Here is a 22,963-nt window from a genome sequence, read left to right on the forward strand (position 1 = left end):
TCTGAGATGATGTGCTTGCATGCATTGGTCCATCCCGTTTTGGCCGGGATGCGGTGATGTCCTGACGATCATGAAAGCTGAGGTGATCACACAGACCGGTATCGACGCGATGGAGTGGGCCATTTGCGCCGTTGATTCCGAACGCTTCTCCTCGCGCCGTTACCTCAGGGTTGCCGGATAAGGGAAATCGCATTGCCTTCGTCAAAGACATCTGCCATTGCAATTTTATGGATACTAAGTGCTTATTTGACACCCGAAATCATATGAATACCATTGAGATCCGAGGTCTGTTCTGGGATCAGCCGTGGGAGAAACACCATCGCCTCAGCTTGATGCTCAAGCCGTGAACCCGAAGACCACCAAAGCGTAACGTCCTTCTCACTCGGTTGCCATGACGCGGGCCCAAACGCGGCTCACACAGGCAAACCATTACAGCACAACAAAAAATTCTTGCGAGAGATCAGCATTTGCCCTCGCCAATATTCGATGAAATATGAGATCATAAGAAAACCTGAATATAACTTGGTTCAAATCAGTAAAATTACTTTAAGTTGCATATATTTTTATAGTACCCAATGATTGTATTTATGCAAGGGTGCAGTTCAAAAAAAATCTGTACTGTCACGCGGGGAACAAAATGTGGTCCACTAAATCATTGTTTTCGCAAGTTTTTTACCGAATTTTGCCTGCGACTGATGTGGTTTACGAGACGGGCTTGAGCACCGACATATAAGGCTAAGGGCCAGCGCTCTGAGACAGAGCTTTGGTCAATTTCAGCGCTGTTTAAAGCCGAAGAATGCGCCAATTGCTGCCGATATGCCCGCGCGTTAAATGGACGCGCTATGGCTTTCCCGACTTTACATAGTCTTTCAAAATCGTACCCAGCCTGGCAAGATTTTCCTTCAGCTCAGAGTAACCTCCACTTTTCTCTCGGGTCACCTCATCCATGTAGAGGCTCCGATTGAGTTCGATCTGAATGCTATGGCGGTTTTTCGCAGGTGCGTTGTAGGCCGAGACAAGCTCGGCACCACGGAACGGAACGTTCAGAGAAACGGAATAACCGAAGCTTTCCAGTGTTTTGATCACCAGTTGGACGAATTCCGGTTCACTGCTTGTGCCATCGTAGTCGCCAATGACGATGTCCTTGCGGATCGTCCCGGCGGGATCGGGAGACAGGACATGACCGAAGGCTGGCATGGAGTGACAATTCACGTGATAGACACGCTCGAACGTATCATATGTCTTGTCCAGTAGATGAACCAGCGCCCGGTGGTATGGACGCCAATAGGTGTCGATACGGTTTTCCAGCTCAGCCACACTGAGCTTGCGGCCATACATGGGCTGATCGCCCCAGGCGAAGCGCCAGATCAGTCCCATGCCGCGTCGGGCAGACGCGCTTTCTCGCACGGCGTGCGGCCATGTTCCATCGACCAGTTCCAGATCGACATCTTCCAAGGAGCGATTGAGATCGAGAAAACTCCGTGGGAAATGCGCCAGAAGCATAGGCGCACCGATCGCAGGTGCAAAGTCGAACAGGTCATCGACATATGTATCGGAAGCAACGAGCACCAAGTCGTCCGGCGCTATTTTTTCAAAATCCTTCGGGATGGCCAAGCCGCTGTGGGGCGAATCGAACACCATCGGTATGGGCGGCGCTGTCGCCGGGATTATGGAGAGTACGCCGTCGATATCGAGAGGCGAAATAGAAAATTCCGTCATGTGATCTTCCATTTATGCGACAGCGGCGAAAGCGGCTGGATAGCTAGTGTCAGCCATACCGATAAATCTTTCACCGCGACGACCAATCATACCGGGTGCAGCGAAAGGTCTGGGGAAGACGACTTGCGCAGCGGGCTTGACCTTGGCGATTTCTGCCAGCGCCGCGATATAGTCAGCCCGCATATCGACATTGACGATGATGTCACTGTGCGGGCCGGTGGTCATGCGCGGCATGTTCATCGCGTCTTCGATATCCATGCCGGCGTGAACGATCATTCCTGTCAGTTGCGCGAGGGATGGGACAATCTGGTTGCCACCTGCGGCGCCATAGGCGGCGAAGGTGCCGTTTGCATCGGTAACGACGACAGGGCACATATTGCTGGACGCATAGGCATTGGGAGTTAAGGAATTTGCGCGGCCCGGCGTCGGGTCAAACCACGACATGCCATTGTTGAGGAGAATGCCGGTGGAAGAAGACAATGCCCTTGCGCCGAACCGATTGAGCAGCGTGAAGGTGATCGCGACCATCCGCCCTTCAGAATCCACGGCATTCACCTGGGTCGTGCTGGTCTTGTTGGTTGTTTCTGCGGGATTGAGCCTGCGGCGATGGGCGCCAAAGGCCTCCCACAAGGCGTAGGACATCGTCGTGAAAAAACTTGCATCAACAGGGCCAACACCACGCTTCTCGTCAAAGAATGACAAGGCGTCAAACAGACGCTGTCCAGCACTTGTGTCCCCCGCCACATGAATGGTCTTATCCTGTAACGACATCTGCCGCGCGGTGTAGATCAATGGTTCGTAAGCCACCAGATCCTCAACTGTCATGAAGCTTCCGTGAGCCTGCATATCCTCGATCAGACGTTTCCCGATTGGACCTCCGTAGAGCGCATCCGGGCCTTCATTTGCCAGCGTTTCCAGTGTTTCAACAAGCGCTTTCAACGGCAGAACGGTTCCAGGTTCCGGGGGATAACCATCCGGCAGGAACACAGAACGCGCGCCTTCGTCTTTTGCGAGGCCGGATGCGGCGATGGCGATAGCCAGCGTGGTATGCCAGTCCACAACAAGGCCCTTGCGTGCCCTTTCGATGGCTGGTGCAAGCGCTGCATCAAAGCCGATTGTGCCGTAGCGCTTCAGCGCCTCCGCGAAACCGCGCACGCATCCCGGAACAACAGCCGCCGTAAACCCGTCAACGTTACGATTTTCTACCGATGCCGGATGTCCGATGAATGTCTTTATGTCGGGGTCTGGTCTGTAAAAGTCGGCGTCGAAGGATGACGGAACACGCCCGGTGAATTCAATTGTATCAACCGTGCCATCCGGTTGCGCCACCAGCATATAACCGCATGCTGCAAGACTGGTCATCCACGGTTCGACCGTCTGGAGAGTGAACGCTGCTGTCACCGCCGCATCGACAGCGTTTCCACCTGCGCGAAGCACAGCAGCCCCGGCTTCTGCCGCGACGAAATGCTGTGAGGTCACCACACCGCGTTCGCCAACGCCTGCAGTCTTGCGTGTGATACTGCGTTCTACGCGCAAGTGATCGAACTGCGGATTTTCCATTACTTAGTCTCCAGCGCTGTCGCCACCATCCGGCTGGCGCCCGAAAGGTCACCCAGCTTTTCGCCGGCTTCGATCTTGCCCTTGTTGCGACCGGCGCGCGCTTGCCTGATCATCGCCTCGGCGACGACCTCCTCTGCCTCATCGATTGGGATGACAACAATGCCGCTGGCATCGGCGATAACGATATCGCCCGGCATGACAGGCACGTTGCCGCAGGAAATGGGAAGGTTCAGAGAGCCGCCCAGATCATTCAGCCGGGTTGTTATGCCCGAGACACCGCGAGACCATAGGGGCATATCAAGTTCGATTATTTCTTCGACATCGGTACACGGTCCGTCAATGACGACGCCGATTGCGCCCGCAGTTTTGATGGCGAACGCAACGCCGCCGCCGATGCAGGCATGCCGATCATCCCCCAAACGATCAACGAACAGAAAATCTCCGGGACGTATGACGGACACCGCATGATGAAGCAGCGTCGAGTCCGTTGCCGGAATGGCGACAGTGACGGCGGTGCCAACTAGTGTGCGTCCTACCTCGACAATGGGCCTGATCGCGTGGTGAACGAAGCCACGGTGACGGAAATGCCCGATAGTGGCGACCTCGACACTCTCAAATCGCGCAACCAGATCTGGATCGACTTGCTTCGGTTGGGTGCCAATATGATATTTTTTCATGATATATCCTCTGCGGCTATGCTGGCATCCTGCATCGCTGGCTTGTGCTGCCAGCCTTTGCCCGGAACCGCTGCAAGCAGTTCTCTGGTGTAAGCCTCTTTCGGCGCCCCAAACAGCGACGCGGGATCGCCGCGCTCGACGATGCGGCCATGGCGCATGACCGCGATGTTGTCGCAGATCTGGCTCGCTACTCTCAGATCATGCGTGATGAACAGAATGCCGAAGCCAAGCCGCGCCTGCATTGTTGCCAGAAGTTCGAGAACCTGCGCTTGCACCGACACGTCAAGGGCGGATACGGATTCGTCGGCGATCAGCAGCTCCGGTTCCACCGCGAGCGCACGGGCAATGCAGATACGTTGCCGCTGTCCGCCGGAAAACTCATGCGGAAACCGTGTGGCCGACGCGCGATCAAGACCACAGGCCTCCAGCAAATTAAGCGCCCGGTCCATGGCCGCCTTTGCGTCAAGACCGTGGACGATAGGCCCTTCGGCGATGGCATCACCGATCCGTTGGCGAGGATCGAGCGCCGTATAAGGGTCTTGAAAAACGATCTGGACCTTGCGTCGTGCCTCGCGCAGCGATTTGCCGCGCAGACCGGAGAAATCACCATCGGAAATGACGATATCGCCGCTTTCAGGCTGGACGAGACGGATCACACATTGCGCTAGCGTTGATTTTCCCGAGCCGGATTCACCAACCAGTCCAAGCGTTTCACCTCTACGAATGGTGATGTCGACATTGTCCACGGCCTTGACGACACGACCTGAGCCAAACACGCCCGACATTGAAAACGTCTTGATGATGTTTTTGGCAATCAGAACAGGCGTGCCCAACCCTTCGCGTTCTTTTCGTGGCGTCAGAGTAGGAACCGCCGCCAAGAGTCGTTTTGTATAATCCTGTTGCGGATGATTGAGGACGTCATCGCGGGTTCCGATTTCGACGAGTTTTCCCTTTTGCATCACGGCCACGCGGTCGGCAATCTCCGCAACCACACCAAAATCATGCGTGATGAAAATGATGCCCGTTTCATGCCGCTCCCGCAATTCAAGCATCAGCTTTAGGATTTGCGCTTGCGTGGTGACATCGAGTGCCGTTGTCGGCTCATCGGCAATCAGGACGGAAGGATTGAGCGCCAGTGCGGTGGCAATCATCACACGCTGGCACTGCCCACCGGATAGCTGGTGTGGATAAGAATGGAAGATTTGCTCCGGGTTAGGCAAATGCACTTCCTCAAACAGCTTGATGACCTTTTCTTTGATCTGCGATTTCGACAGTGATGTGTGAACGCGAAACGCCTCGGACACCTGTTCGCCAATTCTGAAGATGGGATTGAGTGCCGCCGTGGGTTCCTGAAAAATCATGGCAATGCTGCGACCGGTTATGCCGCGCCGCGTTGCATCGTCTATCGTCAGGAGGTTCTTATTTTCAAACATGACCTGACCAATCGGTTTGCCGAGATTGCTGGGCAGTAACCCCATGGTCGCCAATGCCGTCAGGGATTTTCCCGACCCGGATTCTCCGACGATGCAGAGGATTTCACCCTTGGCGACGCTGAGAGACAAATCTTCGACGGCAAATCCGCGATCCGCGCCTTGCGGCAAGGGAACGCTCAGATGATCGATCGATAACCTTACGTCACTCATGGTCACATCGCCTTTTGTGTTTGCTGGGATGGGGAACGCATATCCCACACGCGCATGTGGTCGACAAACCGGCTGCAGAAACCGACGAGATGTTCGACGATACGTTGGCCATTTTCGGCGCTTGCCAGTTCGGGATTCCCACCCAGCATGCCATCGGCGTTCACTTCATGGCAGTTGAGCGGCACATGAACCGGCATGCCCTCGAACTGCACATTGTTGACGCCACCGGTGGAAAGTCCGAATGCCTTGGCACGGCCTGCCGGTTTTCTGAGGTCCATCCGCAGCAAATCCGGGAACAGATGCATGTAGACGGAGGTCAGAGGTTCGCCACCGTGACCGCGTGCCTCAGCAACGGCAGAACCATAAAGATCTTTCCACAGGGTTTCCGGTATGGACTGCCACAGATTAATCGACGCTACCGATACACCACGCTCTGCTCGAATGCGGCGAACAACCTGATCGATCAGCGACGCGTTGGTCGTGTGACCGTTAAGGATCAAAATGTGCTCTATACCGTGGTCCAGAAAGGCGTTGACCATATCCTCAACGACAGCCGAAAATGTCGATGGCCTCAACTGGATGCCACCGGGGATGGTTTTGAAAAAGTCCGCATAACCAAACGGAATGGTCGGAGCGGCGATAGCGCCTGACAGTTCGGCGACCTTGAGAGCGATCGCCTCCGTCAGCATGAAATCGCCCATCGGAGCATGAGGCCCTTGCTCTTCCTGACTACCAAATGGCAGCAGTATGACGGGTTTTTCAGGAAGGCGTTCGCGAAACTCCGCGAACGTCATATCCTTGAGGGCATTCTTGCGCATCATATTCATCATACGAACTTGAAGTAATCGCCGTAGATGCGCATCTCGCCGTTCGGCTTCAAACGAAACTCGATCCCGGCCCGATGCGCGCAATTATAGACGCTCTTCCAGAGGTAATAACCGGGCGTTACGCGCTGCCACTCATCCGAAAGCGCCAGATACGCCTTTTTGCGGCTTTCGAAATCAGTCGTGGCATCGAATTTCTTGCCGAGTTCAATGAACTCAGGCGTTGGATCCCAAGTCTTCCAGGTTGCTGTCGAACGAGACGCCGTTGGGCCCCAATCGAGCCACAGCGGCTGATAAGGATCACCTGGAATGAAGTCCGAACTCATCGACATGTTCATCATGTGGTACGGCCTGCGATAAACCAGTTCGAAATTGTCCAGTACCTGAGCCTGAACATTGACGCCGATTTCACGCCATTGCTCAATCATGATTTCAGCTGCAGCTTCGTAGTTCGGGTAGAACTGGCGCGTGATGTGCCAGAGCAACGGTTCGCCTTTGTATTTTGTCTTCGCGACCAGCGCCTTGGCAGCTTCCACGTCATAGGGCAGCTTGACCGGCAAATCCGGATCGTAAAACTTGCCATATTCTTTGAAGTTGAACGGTACTGCCGGATGCTCGGTCGTTCCGTTGAACAGCGCCTGCACGATGGCGTTCATGTCGATCGCCTGAACCATCGCATAACGAAGGTTGGGATCGACAAGCGGATTGTCGACCGGATCGGCCCGTGTATTGAATGCAAGTGCGGGATAATTATCGGCCAGCACACGCTTCAGCGTTACTCCTTCATAGCCCTCCAAAGAGGCTTCCTGATCGGTGGGTATGTTGACGATGAAGTCGAATTCCTTGGACACGAGACCTGCCATGCGGGCGGCAAATTCCGGGATGATTTTCCAGTTGATTTTCTGTGCCGGCGGCGGACCAGCCCAATAGTCGTCAAACGCGTCCAGCACCATGATTTCGCCAGACCGAAACGTCGTAACCTTATAGGGTCCTGTCCCGATGGGCTTCTGGCCGAAGGCATCGACGCCCACTTCGAGATAGTATTTTTTCGGAACGACGAAGCCGACGTAACCCGTCAGTTTGGCGGGGATATTTGGGTCAGGTGCTACGGTCTCAATCTCGAACGTGTATTTTCCGGTTGCTTCGACCCGTTTGAATCCAGCAGTGAATGTCTTACCGCGCGGTTCGAACGGTTTTTCACCCCAGAGGCGTTCAGGCGACAGAGTAAAGACCGCATCTTCCGCTGTCATTTCAGTGCCATCGTGGAATTTAACGCCTTCGCGCAGCGTGAATGACCAGACATTTCCCTTCTGCTCCCATTTTGTCGCAAGCTTGGGAGCGAAGATCAAACCGTTCTCGTCATTGATATAATCGCGCTCGACGAGCGTGTCGTAGAAATTGGGGAAAATGCGACGCGATGTCGTGGAGATGCCGTTGATGGGAGCCATCGTCGCCCATAGATTATCAACTGCGATGTTGAGGGTTGGTCGCTGCTGGGCCTGTGCCAACGGCACACGGCCCGCGAGGGTAACTGCGCCTGCTGCGAGAAAAAGACTTCCAACTTCACGCCTGGTAAACATATTCTACGCTCCTTGGTCGCGTTCTATTTATGCGTTTCGGCCCTGCAGCATCGGATCAAGCCGGTCACGCAGCCAGTCGCCAACGATGCTCATTGACAGTGTTACGAGGAAAATGACTGTGCCGGGCCAAACCGAAATCCACCAGGCAGTAGAGAGATAGTCGCGGCCATCGCCAAGGATTTGACCGAGGCTTGTCTGAGGTGCCTGAATGCCAAGACCCAGGAAACTGAGGGATGTCTCAAGCAGAATGATCTGCGGAAATGTGAGCGTCACCTGCACGATCAGCGCGCTGGCGACATTTGGCAGCACATGCCGCAAATACAGCCTGCTGTTTCCAGCCCCAAGCGCGACGATTGCCTTGGCATAGGGTTGATTGACCGCCGAAAGCACCACACCTCTGGCAAGACGGGCGTATTTTTCCCACCCAAACAGTCCCATCAACAGGATAAACAGGGTGAGGCTGTTACCGAAGAATGCCAGCAAGGTCAGTGTAATCAGGATGAACGGAAGCGATGCCTGAAAATCTACCAGCATCATCAGCACTTCATCGACCCAGCCCCGAAAATGTGCGGCAACAAAGCCGATCAGCGAGCCGAATACAGCTCCGATAATGGTGCCTGCGACCGCCACCGTCAGAGACATCTGCAAACCGGCGATAATGCGGGCCACCATATCGCGACCAATACGATCGGTGCCAAGTGGAAAATCAGGGTTCCCGCCTAGAAACGCTGGTGGTTTCAGGCGCGCCAGCAGGTTTTGCTGCGTGACACCGTGGGATGTAAAGATATTGCCGACAATTGCGACAAATGCTGCCAGTACCAGGACAATCACAGCAAATATGAGAATGGGAGAATGGCGCTTCATCGTGTTCGTCCTAGTTCGAGACGCGAATGCGCGGGTCGAGCAAACCGTAAAGCAGGTCCACAATAAGGTTGGCCGTCACCATTGTTACCGCCATGACAAGGACAAGGCCCTGTACGACTGCGAGATCACGAGATGAAACCGCAGTGACAAGCAATCTCCCAACGCCCGGCCACGCAAACACGGTTTCGACCACAATCGCACCGCCGATAAGTTCGCCGAGATTGAGCCCCACGATTGTGATGATGGGAATGCCTGCATTGGGGAGGGCGTGGAATACGATACGTTTCCAGTAGCTTACACCCTTGGCGGCCGCGGCGCGTATGTAAAGCTTGTCGAGCACCTCCAGCATTGCCGCCCGGGTAAAACGGGCAAGTGTGCCAGCCGTAAACGTTGCAAGGGTGAGAGCGGGCATCAGGATGTGCCAGACCGTTCCGGTTCCGGAACTCGGCAACCATTGTAAGGCCAGTGAAAACAGAAGGATCAGAAGAATTCCAAGAAAGAAATTCGGGATGGCAAAACCGAACACGGCAGTGGCCATGATCAGGTTGTCAAACGGAGATCCACGTTTGATAGCAGCGACGATGCCAGCGGGGATGCCGATGAGAATTGCACCGGCATAGGCGAACAGGCCGAGCATGATCGTCCATGGGACGCGTTCCGCAATGATATCGATAACCTGGCGACCGTCGCGATAAGAGATACCGAACTGCCCGGTCGCCATCTGCCCGACATAACGCAGATATTGTATCCACAGCGAGTCATCGAGACGCCAAAGCGCACGAAACTGCTCGATTTCGTCAGGCGTGGCGTCGGCTCCGACCAGTGCCACCACCGGGTCGCCGGACGTTCTCAGAACGACGAATGTGAATGTAACGACAAACCACAGCGTCAACGCCGTGCGCAATATCTTTAGCAACCAGAAGCGTGTCATTGGGCTCCGTTTTCTGGAACTGATGTTTCAGCTATTCCCGTTTTTCTATATTTTTTTTAAGATAATCACGGGAATAGATTATTATCTATTACAAAATAAGCCGGGTATTGATATCTACAGGATATGAAATATGGCATCGAATTTCGTCACCTACATTATTTTGCCTGCGTTGCTGAGGAACTGCACTTCAGTCGCGCGGCGGACAGGCTCGGCATGGCCCAAGCACCTCTCAGCCAGCAGATCCGTCAACTTGAAGACCGCATCGGAACGCCTCTTTTCCTCCGGACGACGCGGAGCGTGAAACTGACACCAGCGGGGGAAATCTTCCTGCGGCACGCCATGGAAATCCTAGGGGGTATAGATCGGGCGGTCACGCACACCCGTTCTATTTCTGGCGACGATAGTGGAAAGATTTACGTCAGCGGCGTCCATGTCGCTTTGTCCCACGTATTGCCAGGCGTCATTGCTCAGTTTCACACAAAATATCCTGCGATACAGGTGGACGTGCAACTATTGGGAACTGCGAGCCAACTGGAAATGCTTCAGAAAGGAAATGTGCAAGTCGCTTTCATTCGTCCGACAAACCCTGCCGGTTTTTTGAAGACAGAACATCTGCTCAGGGAGGGTTTCGTCGCCGTATTGCCCAAGCATCACAGACTTGCGGAGCAGACCAATATCAGCGTCAAGGATTTTGCTGGAGAACCCATCATCACCTACGCACCAACAGTCGGCGCAAGTTATCACCACGTCATCATGGACGCATTTCGTCGCGCAGGCATTTATCCGATGGTGGTTCAGGAGGTATCTCACACCCTCGCAATCGCGACACTTGTCGCGGCGGGCGTTGGTATCGCAATCGCGCCTTCGTGGCTCGCCCATAATCTCAGCCCACATCTGGTCTACCGCGCGCTGACGGAGATACCGGACGAGGTGGAACTCGTCGTTGGCTGGCAGGCCAATGAAAAATCGAAAGCCGTGCTGGATTTCGTCGAATTTTCAAGGCGACAATTTTCCGGCCGAAACCGTCTCTTGCCTGCAGATGTCGCATAGCCGTGCAATATCCGAGAAGGAAGAATCGATGGGTACGTCTGGGAACGAGATCGTGGGATAAACAGTGACTGCCATCCGTTTTCACCCTCTTGGACTTGCCTCGGAAAAGTGGTGGCATGTTTCAGATCATGCGGCCAGTCACTCGGCCTGTGCTTGGCTTAAACAGTCAAGCGCCTTTCGAAGCGTGGCGAAATCAATTAGAAGACTGTCGGGCCGAGGCTGCGGAGAACGAAGCCACGCCCCGCCGACAATCCTGCCGCGACGCTGAATGAAATACAGAAGCCGATTATCGATGCCCATCTTTCCGGCTTGCCCGACGGGCGAACAATCCGCATTCTGGGTTCCCACAGCCTGTTTTTCGCCGATGACCGAAAACGCGCACCTGCCTATGCGGAGGTCGGTTTGCGCCGCGTCGCCGACCGTTTTGCCGCCGCCGGTCATCGCATTCCGGGCAACAGCCTCGAGGATTTGATCAAGGCCCTAACATTACAGTTGCATTTTAGATTTCAAATGAGCGCGTCGTGCGATGGCTTGCTGTCGCCACGGACCACGATCGCCGATGCCGCAACGCGCTCCTGCGTAACAATCCGCGCATACGCGCCTTAACGTCACGCAGCGACGAAGCCCAAAGCTCCAAAGTTTGCTCGATCAATGCACCCGTTATCCATGACCTCCGAAGCATGAAGACCGATAGATTCAGAACCTGTTAAAATACGCAACTTCAGCACTATCAGTCTACGGGAATACAACCAAGATGCCGCACACACATCTCTCAACCGGTGACAACCCGATATAGTCGTCAACTCAGATGCGCTAACGACCCCGCATGTTGTGTACGCAGATAAGACTTTCCACATAAAAATGGCGTTGGAGGGGAACAATTATTCCCCTCCTCCAAGCGTTAAATGGCATCCCAAGGCTTCAGCACAACCTTGCCAGTGGTCTGCCGGCTTTCCAGCAAACGGTGCGCTTCTGCGGTCTTTGATAGAGGGAGCACGAGTCCGACCTGAATCTTGACCTCGCCGCTCATGACCAAGCCGATCAACGAACCAATTTCGGACATCAGCAAGGCTGGGTCGCCCGCAAAGCCGTTGACGTAAAAGCCGGTAACGCTGTGGTTCATCGATGTCAGACGCCACGGATCGATCAGCGCCGTCTGTCCGCTCGATTGGCCGAGAAAAATCATTCGGCCGAATGGCGCCAAAGCGTCCAACGCCTGATTCACTGTCTCTCCACCGGTGGTCTCGACGACGATGTTGACGCCGTGACCGTCGGTCAGTCGGAGAACCTCTTGCGCCCAGTCAGGTTTGGTATAGTCGACCGTCGCGTCAGCGCCGAGCGCTTCCGCTTTCGCGCGTTTTTCGGGCGTACTGGCGGCCGCAATAATTTTGCCAGCCCCGTAGTGCTTGGCAAGCTGGATGGCGAACGAGCCGACACCACCAGCCGCACCTTCGATGAGAATGGTTTCGCCCGGCTGTATCTTTGCCACGTGCTTCAACACGATCGATGCGGTCAGGCCGTGTGCCAGCAGCGCTGCGGCATGAACGAGATCAAAACCCTCGGGCAGCGGAATGACTGTCGCAGCCGGAACGGTGATATATTGGGCGTAGCCACGGGATCCCGGCACTGCGACAACTGGCAGGCCGACGGGGATATCGTTTACGCCTTCGCCGAGAGCAGCGACCGTACCCGCCACTTCAATGCCCAGAATGAACGGCGTAGGCGAGGGATCGGGATAGTCGTCGCCGCGGCGGCGCATAACATCCGCATAGTTCATCCCGACCGCCTCTACCTTGATAAGAACCTCGCCTGGTCCCGGCGTTGGATCGGCAACATCCTCATAAACGAGAACCTCAGGTCCACCGGTTGCGTGGAAACGGACTGCTTTCATGATGCGTACTCTCTGTTTGTAAAACGGATGAACTTAAGGTATAAAATGTAAACCAAGTGTCAATTAGGTACTTTAAGTACACCAGGTATAAAGAAGTAAACCACGATGACCGATGCAAAATGCCCGACAGAATTGAGCGATCATCTCAGCCGGATGATCCTTGACCAAATTGCTGATAAGTGGTCGATCCTCATCGTTGCGGAATTGTGCTCAGGGCCAATGCGCTTTAATGCGCTGAAGCGTGAGTTGAGGGGTGTTACGCAAAAGGCGTTGACCCAGACGCTACGCCGTCTGGAGCGTCTGGGTCTCGTAGAACGCCGCGTCATAACGGCATCGCCGGTGGCGGTGGAATACAGCGTCACGCCGCTCGGAGATTCCTTGAAGGCTCCCTTTCAGGCAATCTTCCAGTGGTCCGTTATCCATGCCCCCGAAATAGAAGCGGCGAAGCAGAAATTTGACGAAGACCACGAGGGTATCTGAGTGGGGTCCGATCCCAGAAATAAGGGGAAACCCGTGTCGGGTCACGTCGCATCGGCCAGCGACAGTCCGCGCTTCACTGCGTGTATCCTGCGATAAATCCGCCACGTGACGTCCAGGAAACGTCTGATTGAACTTTTGGCTACTTTCTTCCGATACGGATTCGCTTCGCGACAGCTATTGAGTAAGATGCCGTTCATCATATATAAGTGGCATTCAATGAACAGAGATCAAAGCCATGAAAGTTACAAAGGAAAAGGCCGACGAAAACCGGCACAATGTTATCGAGACTTCCAGCCGATTGTTTCGAGAAAAGGGCTTCGACGGCGTTGGCGTCAGCACGCTGATGCAGGCAGCCGGCCTAACCCACGGTGGTTTTTACAAGCAGTTCAAATCGAAGGATGACCTCATCGCCAAAGCGACACAGGCGGCGCTGGATCAGACAGTACAGCGCGTGTCGTCGTTGATCGGGAAAGACAAGCGCGCGGCGTTGGAAAAGACAGTCGGCGTTTATTTATCCGACCAGCATCGTAATGGCGTGTCGGAGGGCTGCGCTTTTGCGGCGCTTGGGCCGGATGCGGCGCGTCATGGCCCCGAAGTTCGCCAGGTCATGCAGCGTGGCGTCGAAGATCAACTCGCGTTGCTTCAGACCATCGTCAACGCAAACCCCGAGACATCCACCCGGGAAGCAGCGATTGCGACAATGGCCACAATGGTCGGTGCTTTGGTGCTGGCGCGTGCTGTGGAAAATAGCGCTCTGTCGGGGGAAATTCTGGATGTCGCCGCTAAGTCCATTCTGGCAAAATAAGGATGTCAGCCTCGCTGTGAAGGGGCATGCGATTTACTGCATGCGATCTCAGGATCGGCATTGACAACCTGTGTTATGCTGGAAGCAACAAACCGGCGTGTCTCTTCCAGTATCCTGTCTGAAAGTTCCGTGTCATCGACAGCCCTGGCAAGAATCGTGGCTCCGACCATTGCCGCCCAGTGCCCAATCACTGTCTGACTGTTTGCCGCTTCAGCAGATGGAGACACCCCGGTTGACATCGTGTCTATGATCTGACGAGCACCTGCCGTCATTACCGCCCGAGCTTGCGGACTCTGATGGCGCATTTCGGATGCAAGTGCCGCGAACGGGCATCCTTCTCCAGGATTATCTCGATGTTCGGCGGAGAGGTAATGCTTCAGGTAGCCAAGAAGACTAAACGGACCTCCAACGTCAGATGTCAAAATATGCAAGAGTGCCTGCGCGACCAGATCGTCCTTTGAGGAAAAATGGCCGTAAAAGCCACCATGCGTCAAGCCTGCGCATTGCATCACTTCCGCCACACTGACAGCATCTACCCCCTTGCTTCGGAAGAGCCTGCTCGCCGAATCGAGTATGCGCCGCCTGTTTTCCGCGACCTGTTCACGCGTAACCTTCATGGCGCTTTTCGCTCCGTTCTCGTATGTCGCAGCGGATGCCCCGCAAATTATCGCGACTGTAAAAAGGCGCGGGGAGACAAGTTTCCCTTGCACCATCCCGCGCAGCCTGCCTTCACGCGTTCACGTCGACAACGGTTCGGCCTTTTACGCCGCCCTGCAGAATTTTTGGAGCGAGCGCGACGACATCCGAAAGTCCGACCGTCGTCACGGTTTTGGCCAACTTCTCAAAGTCAAGATCGAGGGAAAGGCGACGCCAGGCCTCAAGCCGGACCTCTTGAGGTGCGTTGACGGAATCAATACCGGCAAGCGTGACGTTTCTCAGAATGAACGGCAGGACCGTTGACGGGAGATCCAGCCCTTGCGCGAGGCCGCATGCGGCGACGACACCGCGATACTTTGTCTGCGCGAGTACGTTCGCAAGTGTATGGCTTCCGACCGAGTCGATAGCGCCTGCCCAGCGCTCGGAGGCGATTGGACCGCCGGGTTCCGAAAGCGTCTTACGATCGATGATGTCTGCGGCACCGAGTGCGCGCAGGTAGTCGGCCTCCTGTGGCCGCCCGGTCGAGGCGATAACGCGATAACCGAGCTTTGACAGAAGGGCGATCGCAATCGAGCCGACCCCGCCATTGGCGCCCGTCACGAGGATATCGCCCCGCTCAGGTGTCAGGCCACCATGTTCAAGCGCGATAACGCAGAGCATCGCTGTGTAGCCGGCCGTTCCAAGCGCCATTGCGTCCTTCGTAGAAATATTCTCCGGCAGCTTCACGAGCCAGTCGCCGCTCACCCTTGCCTTTTGGGCATATCCACCATGATGGGTCTGGCTCAGGCCCCAACTGTTGGCGACGACACGGTCGCCAACAGTGATGCCTGGATAGGTCGAAGCCTCAACGACGCCGGCGAAGTCCACACCAGCGATAAGGGGAAAGGTCTTGATGATCGGCGGAGAACCTGTCAGGGCCATGCCATCCTTGTAGTTGACGGTGGAATAGTCCACCGCCACGGTCACATCGCCGGCCATCAAGTCGTTTTCATCGAAATCAACAATGCTTGCCGAAATCGCATCGCCAGCTTTTGTCGCCAGCAGAGCTTTGAAACTCATACCTTTATCCTTTCCGTTGAGAGCTTGTGTTCGCGTTACTTCGACGCGAGGTATCGACTGGCGGCCGTGGTGTGACCCGTATCCTGTACAAGCGACTTTCGGGCGTTCTCCATAGCCTGCCAATGGGCCTCCTCATGCAGATGCGGGATTGTCACGGCCTCACGGCGATCAAAACCTTCAAGGGCGGCATCGACCAAATCGGAGACTTCCATCATCGGAGGATGCTTGTCCTGGTCCAGGAAATTCCAGATGTCGGTTCGCGTTGCCGCAGGAGCCACAGCCTGAACGTAGACGCCCTGAGGTCCGAGCTCGGTTTGCAGGGCTTGCGACAGAGACAAAACGAACGCTTTCGTCGCCGTATAGACGGATGTTGCCCATTCGGGAGCCCACGCCAGCACCGAGCTGATGTTGACGATAGCGCCTTCACCCTTTTCCGCAAAGCGTGGCGCGACCGCATGAGCGAGGCGCAGCACGCTGGTGGCGTTCAAGGTAACCAGCTTCGTCAGATCATCGATATTCTGCGTGACGAATGTGCCGCCGACATTGCCACCTGCATTGTTGACGAGAATGCCGATCGAGGAATCATCGCGCAGTCTCTTCTCGACAGACAGAAGCTGGGTTGCGTCGGTAAGGTCGGCAGGCAACAGCTCAACTGACACGCCGGTCTTCTCCCTGAGCAGTGCTGCATTCGCCTCAAGCTTTTCAACATTTCTGGCGACAAGCACAAGATTGTGTCCACGCTCTGCGAACCGCTGGGCATACATTGCACCGATACCGGTGGAAGCGCCGGTGATGAGGACTGTAGGTTTGGAAGACATGCATAAACTCTCTGTATGGTTTGGATTTAATGATCTTTATCTCGATCGTAATTATAGATGATGATCGTAATCATCGCTGTCAAGAAGGAGACAGAATAATAAGGTTCCTGCAATCGGGGTGCGGGCAACGTGCCATCTATTTGCCAGACGTAGCTGCTTGCGGATTAATCCAGCATTTTTCGAGTTCGTGGTTGTGGCGACTGTCGCATCCACGTGTTTGGCAAGCTGAATAGCCAGGTTCCCGACCCCGCCGAAGCCCCCTGCCCCTTGCGGATCTTCCCGAGTTCAATCAACGCCTGCATGCGCAGTCAAGCGGCAAGGAAAGTCAAAGCGGTTTTGCTGAAGGCGTCATGATTTTGGAAGATGCCGCCATGTCCCGCATCTGGATAGACAATGAGTTCAGCACCCTCGATACGTCTCGCCATGTCGACGCTGTTTGCAGTCGGCACCATGATGTCATTATCGCCGTTGGCTATCAGGACCGGGATCTTGAAGGCGCCTAGGTTCTGCGGTGCATGCCGACCCCAGGCGGTGATCGCCTTGAGTTGCCTCAAAAACGCCTTCGGCGTTGGAGCTTTGTCGCGATCGGCTTTGCGCTCTTTAAGGCGACTTAGAAATGCCGCCGCGGCCTGACGACCGTTGGCCGTAGAGGTAAAAAACAGGTATGTCTTGGGATCACGCATGGTCAACATTCCCTTGAGGATCAGCGGCCAAGAAATCTTTCCAACCCGGTCTATGCCTTTGCCTCCAGCAGGACCAGTGCCAGCAAGGATCAATTTTCGCACCAGACCTGGAGCGTTGAGGGCGACATCCTGTGCGACGAAACCTCCCAGCGAAAAGCCCATGAGATCAACGGTCTCGAAACCCATTTTCCGTATCAGATTGATCGTGTCCTGCGCCATCTCGCCCACGGTGAGTGGTGCATCTCCGCCCGACCCGCCGATACCACGATAGTCAATCGCGATCACCCGATGCTGAAGCGCTAGCGCATCAACGATGCGCGGGTCGAAATTGTCGAGCACCGCACCCCAGTGATTGAGGAGGACAATCGGAATACCCTCTTTCGGCCCGAGCTCCCGGTAGGCAAACGGGACCCCACCGACCGCAATCCTTTGATTTGGCGCATGGATGTAAAGAACGCTGGCTCTTGCAATATTGGTATTGTTCGACATGTCTTGCCTCATATGAACTGCAGACTTTGCGTGATAATTTTGTGCAGACACGATTATCGGCCTACGACTTCTTCTGGTCGCGCCTAAGCCCAAGTCTGATGATGTTCGTCATCTTTATATATGACGGTCATCATCATTAAGTCAAGAGGATCGTGTTTACGGTTCTTCGACCCTCTCGTGATTTTGGCTAGGTCGTTGAACTCTAATGAGAACTGAACCGGTTGGCGATGCACCGGCCCCAGTGCCTGACGCGCGTCGGCGTCCTGACGGCTGAAGTGGTCACGGACTACCGGCGAAAAGCGCGGGAAGGTCTTGATAGCCCCTCAAAACCCAGATCTTGCAGCTTGCATTTAGATATTTGCATCACGCCGGCTTGACATTTTTGAATTCAGACATCACCTATAAATTAATAATTATGAACGTAATCAAAAATATCCGGCGTTCTCTTGCACCCATGCAAACGGACAGTTCGGACAGTTGAAAGGCAGGAAGTGATGATGAACGAAAAGCAAAAGACAGCGTTTTTGACAGGCGCGTCGAGCGGGATTGGTAAAGCCGCAGCCGCAGCACTGATGAAAGCCGGTTACCGTGTAATCGGAACAAGCCGCACGGCAAAGCCTGACGAGATACGCGATGGCATTCGCTTGATCGCGTGCGATGTGACATCAGATACATCCGTCGCTTCGGCCGTAAAACAAGCCTATGCAGAACTCGGCAGGATAGACCTTTTGATCAACAATGCCGGGTTCGGAATTCTGGGGGCTGCCGAAGAGAGTTCGATCGATCAGGTCCGCGCGCTTTATGATACCAATGTCCTCGGGGTCGCACGGGTGACCAATGCCGTCTTGCCCATCATGCGTGCCCAGGGTAGCGGTCGTATCCTGAATGTCGGCTCCGGGCTTGGCCTCATCCCCGCGCCGTTCAATACTCATTATTCCGGGACCAAACATGCTCTCGAGGGCTACTCGGAATCGCTGGACCATGAGGTTCGAGGCTTCGGGATCAGGGTTGTTGTCATAGAGCCGGGCGCAACGAATACTTCGTTCGAGTCCAGTGCCATCCCTGCGGATGCGCCGCTCAGCAACTACGATGCATTGCGTGCCAAATATGACGTCGCCTATGCCAAGGCGATGAAAGTTGCGGATTCGGCCGAAGACGTCGCGAAAACCATCCTTAAAGCAGCATTGGCCAACAAGCCGGACCTGCGGTATGCTTCCGGCAAGTCCGTACAGCAAGGCGCATTCGCCCGCCGGTTCCTGCCAAGGTCGCTTTTCGACAAGGTTCTGCACAAGCAGTTCGGTCTTGATTGAGTTGACCAATCCCTCGACGTATTTCGAGAAACCGACACAGCAAATTCCGAAATTGGAGAAAAGCCGATGAAGGCTTTCATGGTTGAAAAGTACAAAAAGAGCGGGCCCCTGCGCCTGGTTGAGACGGCAGAGCCCGTTGCAGGGCGCAACGACGTTCTGGTCGAAATCAAGGCTACCGGCGTGAACCTGCTGGATTCCAAGCTTCGCGACGGGGAGTTCAAGCTCATCCTTCCATACAAACCGCCGTTTATTCTGGGCCACGATGTCGCCGGAACCGTTACCGCCATCGGCCCTGGTGTGCGACAGTTCAAGGTAGGAGACGAGGTTTACGCCCGTCCGCGAGACCATCGCGCCGGCACCTTCGCGCAGCGTATCGCAATAGATGAAAGCGATGTTGCGCTGAAGCCCAACAACCTCAACTGGGCGGAGGCGGCATCCATTCCGCTTGTCGGCCTTACGGCCTGGCAGGCGCTGGTCGAAATCGGCAAGCTTCGCAAGGGACAGGAAGTCTTCATTCAGGCCGGTTCAGGCGGTGTCGGTACGTTTGCCATTCAGCTTGCCAAACATCTCGGTGCAACGGTCGCGACCACCACCAGCGCCAAGAATGCCGAGCTCGTCAAAAGCCTGGGCGCGGATGTCGTCATCGACTACCAGACGCAGGATTTCGAAACCATCCTTTCGGACTATGATCTCGTCTTGAACAGTCAAGACCAGAAGACACTTGAGAAATCGCTGCGCGTGCTCAAGCCGGGCGGTCACCTCATTTCCATTTCAGGCCCACCGGATCCCACCTTTGCAACAGCCATGAAGCTGAACCCCTTCATGAGACTGGTGATACGCCTCATCAGTGCTGGCGTGCGTCGTAAGGCTGCGAAACGCGGCGTTCGTTTTGACTTTCTGTTCATGCGTGCCGATGGTCGCCAACTGGGAGAGATAACGAGCCTGATCGAAAGCGGCACCATCAAGCCGGTGGTGGATAAAATCTTTCCCTTCGAAAAGACGGGCGAGGCCCTGGCTTATGTCGAGGGCGGCCGCGCCAAGGGCAAAGTCGTCATAGAGGTACAATAGGCCATGAGCGTATCCTCCGAGCCAGTATTCGGTATCGCGACACTGGAACAGATCGCGGGCATGACCGGCAAACAGCACCTAAAGGCAATCATCGATGGCAGATTGCCTGCGCCGTCGATTGCCAGAACCATGTCGTTCCGGATGATCGAGGTCAGCGATGGCGAAGTTTTGTTCGAAGCCACACCGGGAGATCATCTGCTCAATCCGCTGGGCGGTGTGCATGGCGGGTGGGCGCTGACACTCATCGATACGGTCACAGGCTGCGCCGCGCACTCCACCTTGCCTGCCGGTGTCGGCTTTGCCAGCATCGAAACGAAGGCCAATTTCTCGCGCCCGATCGGAGTAGACACTGGAACGGTGCGCGCCGAGGGACGTGTCGTCAACAAAGGACGCACGATTATCTCGGCAGAAGGCAAGATTACCGATGCCAACGGGCGTGTACTGGCCCATGGCACATCGACCATTATGGTGTTGCCGCAACAGGCGAAATAGTCGCCGAGCGCGGTTCAATTCTAGAAACATAACAATACGCGCTAAGCAAGGCGATCATCATCGATGGGTCGAAACCAAACGCCTCCGTCCTGATCGCCGCTGCATCAATTCTCATCGGCACGGCCGGGCTTGCTAAAGATTTTCCGATTTATTTTCATGCCCTTAAAAGCGGGTATGACCTCCGGCCGACAGGCGACTGGTCGGCCGGAGGTCTCGACGGTGGTTAGCGAAGACCACCACTTGCAAAAATGTTTTCACCGGTCAGGAAGCGCGCATCGTCAGATGCCAGGAACGCGACAACCCTTGCGATGTCGTCGGGCGCACCGGCGCGACCGAGTGGGGTCTGCGAGACGATCCCTGCCTCCATATCCGAGCCGGCAATACCAGCAGTCTTGGTTCCCTCCGTCACCACAAAGCCGGGGCTGACCACGTTGACTCGAATTCCGCGCGGCGCAAGCTCCTTGACGAGCACGTCCGAGATCGCGTTCACCGCCGCCTTCGTCGCAGTGTAGACCGCAGTGCCCGGCGAGCGCAGGCTTGTGATCGAAGACGAAATATTGATGACGCTTGCGCCTTCCTGCAGATGCTTCGTCGCCGCCTGCGTCATCAGGAGGACGCCCAGAACATTGATATCAAACTGACGGCGGTAGTGGTCTTCGGTTACCTGTTCGACCGGGGAAAATTCAAAAATGCCCGAATTGTTAACCAGGATGTCGAGACGGCCGAAGTTAGATATGGCTGCATCAATAAGGCCTTGGGCATCACCAGCTTTGGAAACGTCGCCGTGAACCGCAACCGCTTGGCCGCCGGCCGATGTGATCGCTTGGACGACAGCGTCTGCGCCTTCCCTGCTCGATGCGTAATTGACGACAACGGCCGCGCCGTCCTGTGCCAGCGCCTTGGCAATTCCTGCGCCAAGACCCTTCGAGGCGCCGGTTACAATGGCAACCTTACCTTCAAGCTTTGTCATTTCTGCTACCTTCTCCAATTGGATTTAGGCCCGCATCGGTTTGATGCATTAGTCCTATAGTTCGGGATAATAGAACTATTGAACAATGCGTCAAGCTCCTATATGATTTGCCTCATGAGACCCATTTTTCACCCTGCTATCGAAGACGTTTCACCAGAAGCTATTCTCCACGCATTGTCCGATCCCAATCGCGCGGCAATTCTCGTCAACATCATGCAGGAGGGTGGTGGCAAACCCTGCTCGTCGGTTGCTTCCCTGGGTGATCGGGTCATCCCCAAATCGTCGCTGTCGAGCCATTTCAAAATTTTACGCGAGGCCGGACTTATTCGCAGCGAACGTCACGGCGTCGAGATACGCAACCATCTGCGGCTTGCGGAAGTCAATTTGCGCTTTCCTGGTCTCGTAGGTGCGATCATCGACGCATACGCGTCGAAGCCGGGGCGGGACAGCAACCCATTGCAGGAAGCGTAACAGCAACGAGGGCAAGGCCGAGGGATCGGTCAGAGCCACCCTTAGCTCAGAAACGGTGAAGGCTGCATGATGCGAGCCCGTATTGTTGGGAATCATCAGCGATGATATCGAGTGCGTGGGGCTTCTCAGTGGATCAGGACATGATCAAACCACCATCAACATTGATCGTCTGGCCTGTGATATAGGCGGCATCATCACTTGCGAGGAACGTTACGAGACCGGCGACATCTGCGCCTGACCCTGCGCGCTTCATGGGAATGCCCTGGACCCATTCCTTCATAAGCTCGCCGGGCGCATAGCTACCCAGCAACTTACCCCATACTTCGTCATTATAGGCCCACATATCGGTTTCGATGATGCCCGGGCAGAATGCGTTGACGGTGATGGCTTCTACTGCCACCTCTTTCGCTAAGCTCTGAGTAATGCCGACGACACCCATTTTGGATGCCGCGTAGTGAGGCGTATAGATGAAGCCATCGCGTGCCTGCCCGGACGCCGTGTTGATGATGCGACCGCCGCGCTTGTGTTTGCGCATGCGGGCAATGGCTTCCTGGGCGCACAGGAAAACTCCCTTCGTGTTGACCGCCATCACCTTGTCCCACTCGTTTTCAGTCATGTCTTCGACCTTGGCGATGGTGATGACGCCAGCATTCTGGATCGAGACATCAACGGACCCGAACGCTGTCTCGGCCGCGTCGTAAAGGTCAACGACACTTGTCTTGCTGGTCACATCGCCAACGAAGGATATGGCTTTGCCGCCATCCGCCTGGATCTGCTTTGCAATGAGGTGGACGGCCTCTTCATTTGCGGAGACGACCAAATTGGCCCCCTCCTCTGCAAAGCGCTTTGCAATTGCAGCACCAATGCCGCGACTAGCGCCCGTGATGACGACCGTCTTGTTATGAAACCGGGCCATGCGACC

General features: G+C 55.2%; 24 protein-coding genes and 1 pseudogene. 8 read left to right on the top strand and 17 right to left on the bottom strand.

What is annotated here, in order from left to right:
• Positions 1-19: 19 nt before the first annotated feature.
• Positions 20-181, top strand: a complete 162-nt coding sequence (locus tag RMR21_RS16255; protein ID WP_498670510.1) for a hypothetical protein — start codon at positions 20-22, stop codon at positions 179-181.
• Positions 182-840: 659 nt separating this feature from the next.
• Here the strand turns inward: RMR21_RS16255 and RMR21_RS16260 are convergent.
• Genes RMR21_RS16260 through RMR21_RS16295 form a run of 8 tightly spaced genes read right to left on the bottom strand, consistent with a single transcriptional unit; the run spans position 841 to position 9,798 of the window.
• Positions 841-1,719, bottom strand: coding sequence for an N-formylglutamate amidohydrolase (locus RMR21_RS16260; protein ID WP_498670511.1), 879 nt, complete (start codon positions 1,717-1,719; stop codon positions 841-843).
• Positions 1,720-1,731: 12 nt separating this feature from the next.
• Entirely contained in the window at positions 1,732-3,279 is a 1,548-nt protein-coding gene (locus RMR21_RS16265; RefSeq protein WP_498670512.1) for a gamma-glutamyltransferase, read from the bottom strand.
• Positions 3,279-3,956, bottom strand: a complete 678-nt coding sequence (locus RMR21_RS16270) for an RraA family protein (RefSeq protein ID WP_498670513.1) — start codon at positions 3,954-3,956, stop codon at positions 3,279-3,281. The genes RMR21_RS16265 and RMR21_RS16270 overlap by 1 nt, the downstream gene beginning before the upstream one ends.
• Complete coding sequence (locus tag RMR21_RS16275; RefSeq protein WP_498670514.1) at positions 3,953-5,599, bottom strand: ABC transporter ATP-binding protein; 1,647 nt, start codon at positions 5,597-5,599, stop codon at positions 3,953-3,955. The genes RMR21_RS16270 and RMR21_RS16275 overlap by 4 nt, the downstream gene beginning before the upstream one ends.
• A gap of 2 nt (positions 5,600-5,601) precedes the next feature.
• Entirely contained in the window at positions 5,602-6,420 is an 819-nt protein-coding gene (locus RMR21_RS16280; RefSeq protein WP_498670515.1) for a creatininase family protein, read from the bottom strand.
• Between the two features lie 5 nt (positions 6,421-6,425).
• Positions 6,426-8,003, bottom strand: coding sequence for an ABC transporter substrate-binding protein (locus RMR21_RS16285; RefSeq protein WP_498670516.1), 1,578 nt, complete (start codon positions 8,001-8,003; stop codon positions 6,426-6,428).
• Positions 8,004-8,030: 27 nt separating this feature from the next.
• Positions 8,031-8,867: an ABC transporter permease gene (locus RMR21_RS16290; RefSeq protein ID WP_498670517.1), complete on the bottom strand. Its 837-nt coding sequence runs from the start codon at positions 8,865-8,867 to the stop codon at positions 8,031-8,033.
• A gap of 10 nt (positions 8,868-8,877) precedes the next feature.
• Positions 8,878-9,798: an ABC transporter permease gene (locus RMR21_RS16295; protein ID WP_498670518.1), complete on the bottom strand. Its 921-nt coding sequence runs from the start codon at positions 9,796-9,798 to the stop codon at positions 8,878-8,880.
• 123 nt (positions 9,799-9,921) lie between these two features.
• Between RMR21_RS16295 and RMR21_RS16300 the strand changes: the two genes are divergently transcribed.
• Entirely contained in the window at positions 9,922-10,848 is a 927-nt protein-coding gene (locus RMR21_RS16300) for a LysR family transcriptional regulator (protein ID WP_498670519.1), read from the top strand.
• Between the two features lie 138 nt (positions 10,849-10,986).
• Here RMR21_RS16300 and RMR21_RS16305 read toward each other — a convergent pair whose 3' ends face one another.
• The 3 genes and pseudogenes from RMR21_RS16305 to RMR21_RS16315 all read right to left on the bottom strand — a co-directional run bounded on the left by RMR21_RS16305 (position 10,987) and on the right by RMR21_RS16315 (position 12,739).
• The gene (locus tag RMR21_RS16305) at positions 10,987-11,289 is read right to left on the bottom strand and encodes a hypothetical protein (RefSeq protein ID WP_498670520.1); all 303 of its coding nucleotides are present in this window, start codon (positions 11,287-11,289) and stop codon (positions 10,987-10,989) included.
• Between the two features lie 113 nt (positions 11,290-11,402).
• A pseudogene (locus RMR21_RS16310) lies at positions 11,403-11,530 on the bottom strand (IS701 family transposase); the annotation flags it as partial.
• A gap of 219 nt (positions 11,531-11,749) precedes the next feature.
• Entirely contained in the window at positions 11,750-12,739 is a 990-nt protein-coding gene (locus RMR21_RS16315) for a quinone oxidoreductase family protein (protein WP_498670521.1), read from the bottom strand.
• 105 nt (positions 12,740-12,844) lie between these two features.
• Here RMR21_RS16315 and RMR21_RS16320 point away from each other — a divergent pair, with 105 nt between their 5' ends.
• Together RMR21_RS16320 and RMR21_RS16325 are read left to right on the top strand one after the other, a co-directional pair.
• The gene (locus tag RMR21_RS16320) at positions 12,845-13,219 is read left to right on the top strand and encodes a winged helix-turn-helix transcriptional regulator (protein ID WP_498670522.1); all 375 of its coding nucleotides are present in this window, start codon (positions 12,845-12,847) and stop codon (positions 13,217-13,219) included.
• Between the two features lie 235 nt (positions 13,220-13,454).
• A complete protein-coding gene (locus RMR21_RS16325) occupies positions 13,455-14,024 on the top strand; it encodes a TetR/AcrR family transcriptional regulator (protein ID WP_498670523.1) in 570 nt (189 codons plus the stop codon).
• A gap of 5 nt (positions 14,025-14,029) precedes the next feature.
• Here the strand turns inward: RMR21_RS16325 and RMR21_RS16330 are convergent, their stop codons facing one another.
• The 4 genes from RMR21_RS16330 to RMR21_RS16345 all read right to left on the bottom strand — a co-directional run bounded on the left by RMR21_RS16330 (position 14,030) and on the right by RMR21_RS16345 (position 17,730).
• Entirely contained in the window at positions 14,030-14,641 is a 612-nt protein-coding gene (locus tag RMR21_RS16330; RefSeq protein WP_498670524.1) for a TetR/AcrR family transcriptional regulator, read from the bottom strand.
• Between the two features lie 112 nt (positions 14,642-14,753).
• Positions 14,754-15,740 (bottom strand): acrylyl-CoA reductase (NADPH), encoded by a 987-nt coding sequence (gene acuI / locus RMR21_RS16335; protein WP_174155868.1) that lies wholly within the window; start codon positions 15,738-15,740, stop codon positions 14,754-14,756.
• A 35-nt stretch (positions 15,741-15,775) separates the two neighbouring features.
• On the bottom strand, positions 15,776-16,558 hold the full coding sequence (locus tag RMR21_RS16340) for an SDR family NAD(P)-dependent oxidoreductase (protein ID WP_498670525.1): 783 nt from the start codon (positions 16,556-16,558) through the stop codon (positions 15,776-15,778).
• A 308-nt stretch (positions 16,559-16,866) separates the two neighbouring features.
• The gene (locus RMR21_RS16345) at positions 16,867-17,730 is read right to left on the bottom strand and encodes an alpha/beta fold hydrolase (protein WP_498670526.1); all 864 of its coding nucleotides are present in this window, start codon (positions 17,728-17,730) and stop codon (positions 16,867-16,869) included.
• A 494-nt stretch (positions 17,731-18,224) separates the two neighbouring features.
• Between RMR21_RS16345 and RMR21_RS16350 the strand changes: the two genes are divergently transcribed.
• The 3 genes from RMR21_RS16350 (at position 18,225) to RMR21_RS16360 (ending at position 20,600) form a co-directional block, all read left to right on the top strand.
• A complete protein-coding gene (locus RMR21_RS16350; RefSeq protein WP_498670527.1) occupies positions 18,225-19,040 on the top strand; it encodes an oxidoreductase in 816 nt (271 codons plus the stop codon).
• 66 nt (positions 19,041-19,106) lie between these two features.
• Positions 19,107-20,108 (top strand): NADP-dependent oxidoreductase, encoded by a 1,002-nt coding sequence (locus RMR21_RS16355; RefSeq protein ID WP_498670528.1) that lies wholly within the window; start codon positions 19,107-19,109, stop codon positions 20,106-20,108.
• Between the two features lie 3 nt (positions 20,109-20,111).
• A complete protein-coding gene (locus RMR21_RS16360; protein WP_498670529.1) occupies positions 20,112-20,600 on the top strand; it encodes a PaaI family thioesterase in 489 nt (162 codons plus the stop codon).
• Between the two features lie 223 nt (positions 20,601-20,823).
• On the opposite strand, the gene RMR21_RS16365 is transcribed toward RMR21_RS16360, so the two are convergent.
• A complete protein-coding gene (locus RMR21_RS16365; protein ID WP_498670530.1) occupies positions 20,824-21,570 on the bottom strand; it encodes a glucose 1-dehydrogenase in 747 nt (248 codons plus the stop codon).
• Between the two features lie 114 nt (positions 21,571-21,684).
• On the opposite strand from RMR21_RS16365, the gene RMR21_RS16370 reads away from it, so the two are divergent.
• Positions 21,685-22,041 (top strand): ArsR/SmtB family transcription factor, encoded by a 357-nt coding sequence (locus tag RMR21_RS16370; RefSeq protein WP_498670531.1) that lies wholly within the window; start codon positions 21,685-21,687, stop codon positions 22,039-22,041.
• Between the two features lie 133 nt (positions 22,042-22,174).
• Here the strand turns inward: RMR21_RS16370 and RMR21_RS16375 are convergent, their stop codons facing one another.
• Entirely contained in the window at positions 22,175-22,957 is a 783-nt protein-coding gene (locus RMR21_RS16375) for an SDR family oxidoreductase (protein WP_498670532.1), read from the bottom strand.
• Between the last annotated feature and the right edge of the window lie 6 nt (positions 22,958-22,963).

Origin of the sequence: Agrobacterium sp. rho-8.1 (assembly GCF_033957725.1) — a bacterium.
Classification (GTDB): domain Bacteria; phylum Pseudomonadota; class Alphaproteobacteria; order Rhizobiales; family Rhizobiaceae; genus Agrobacterium.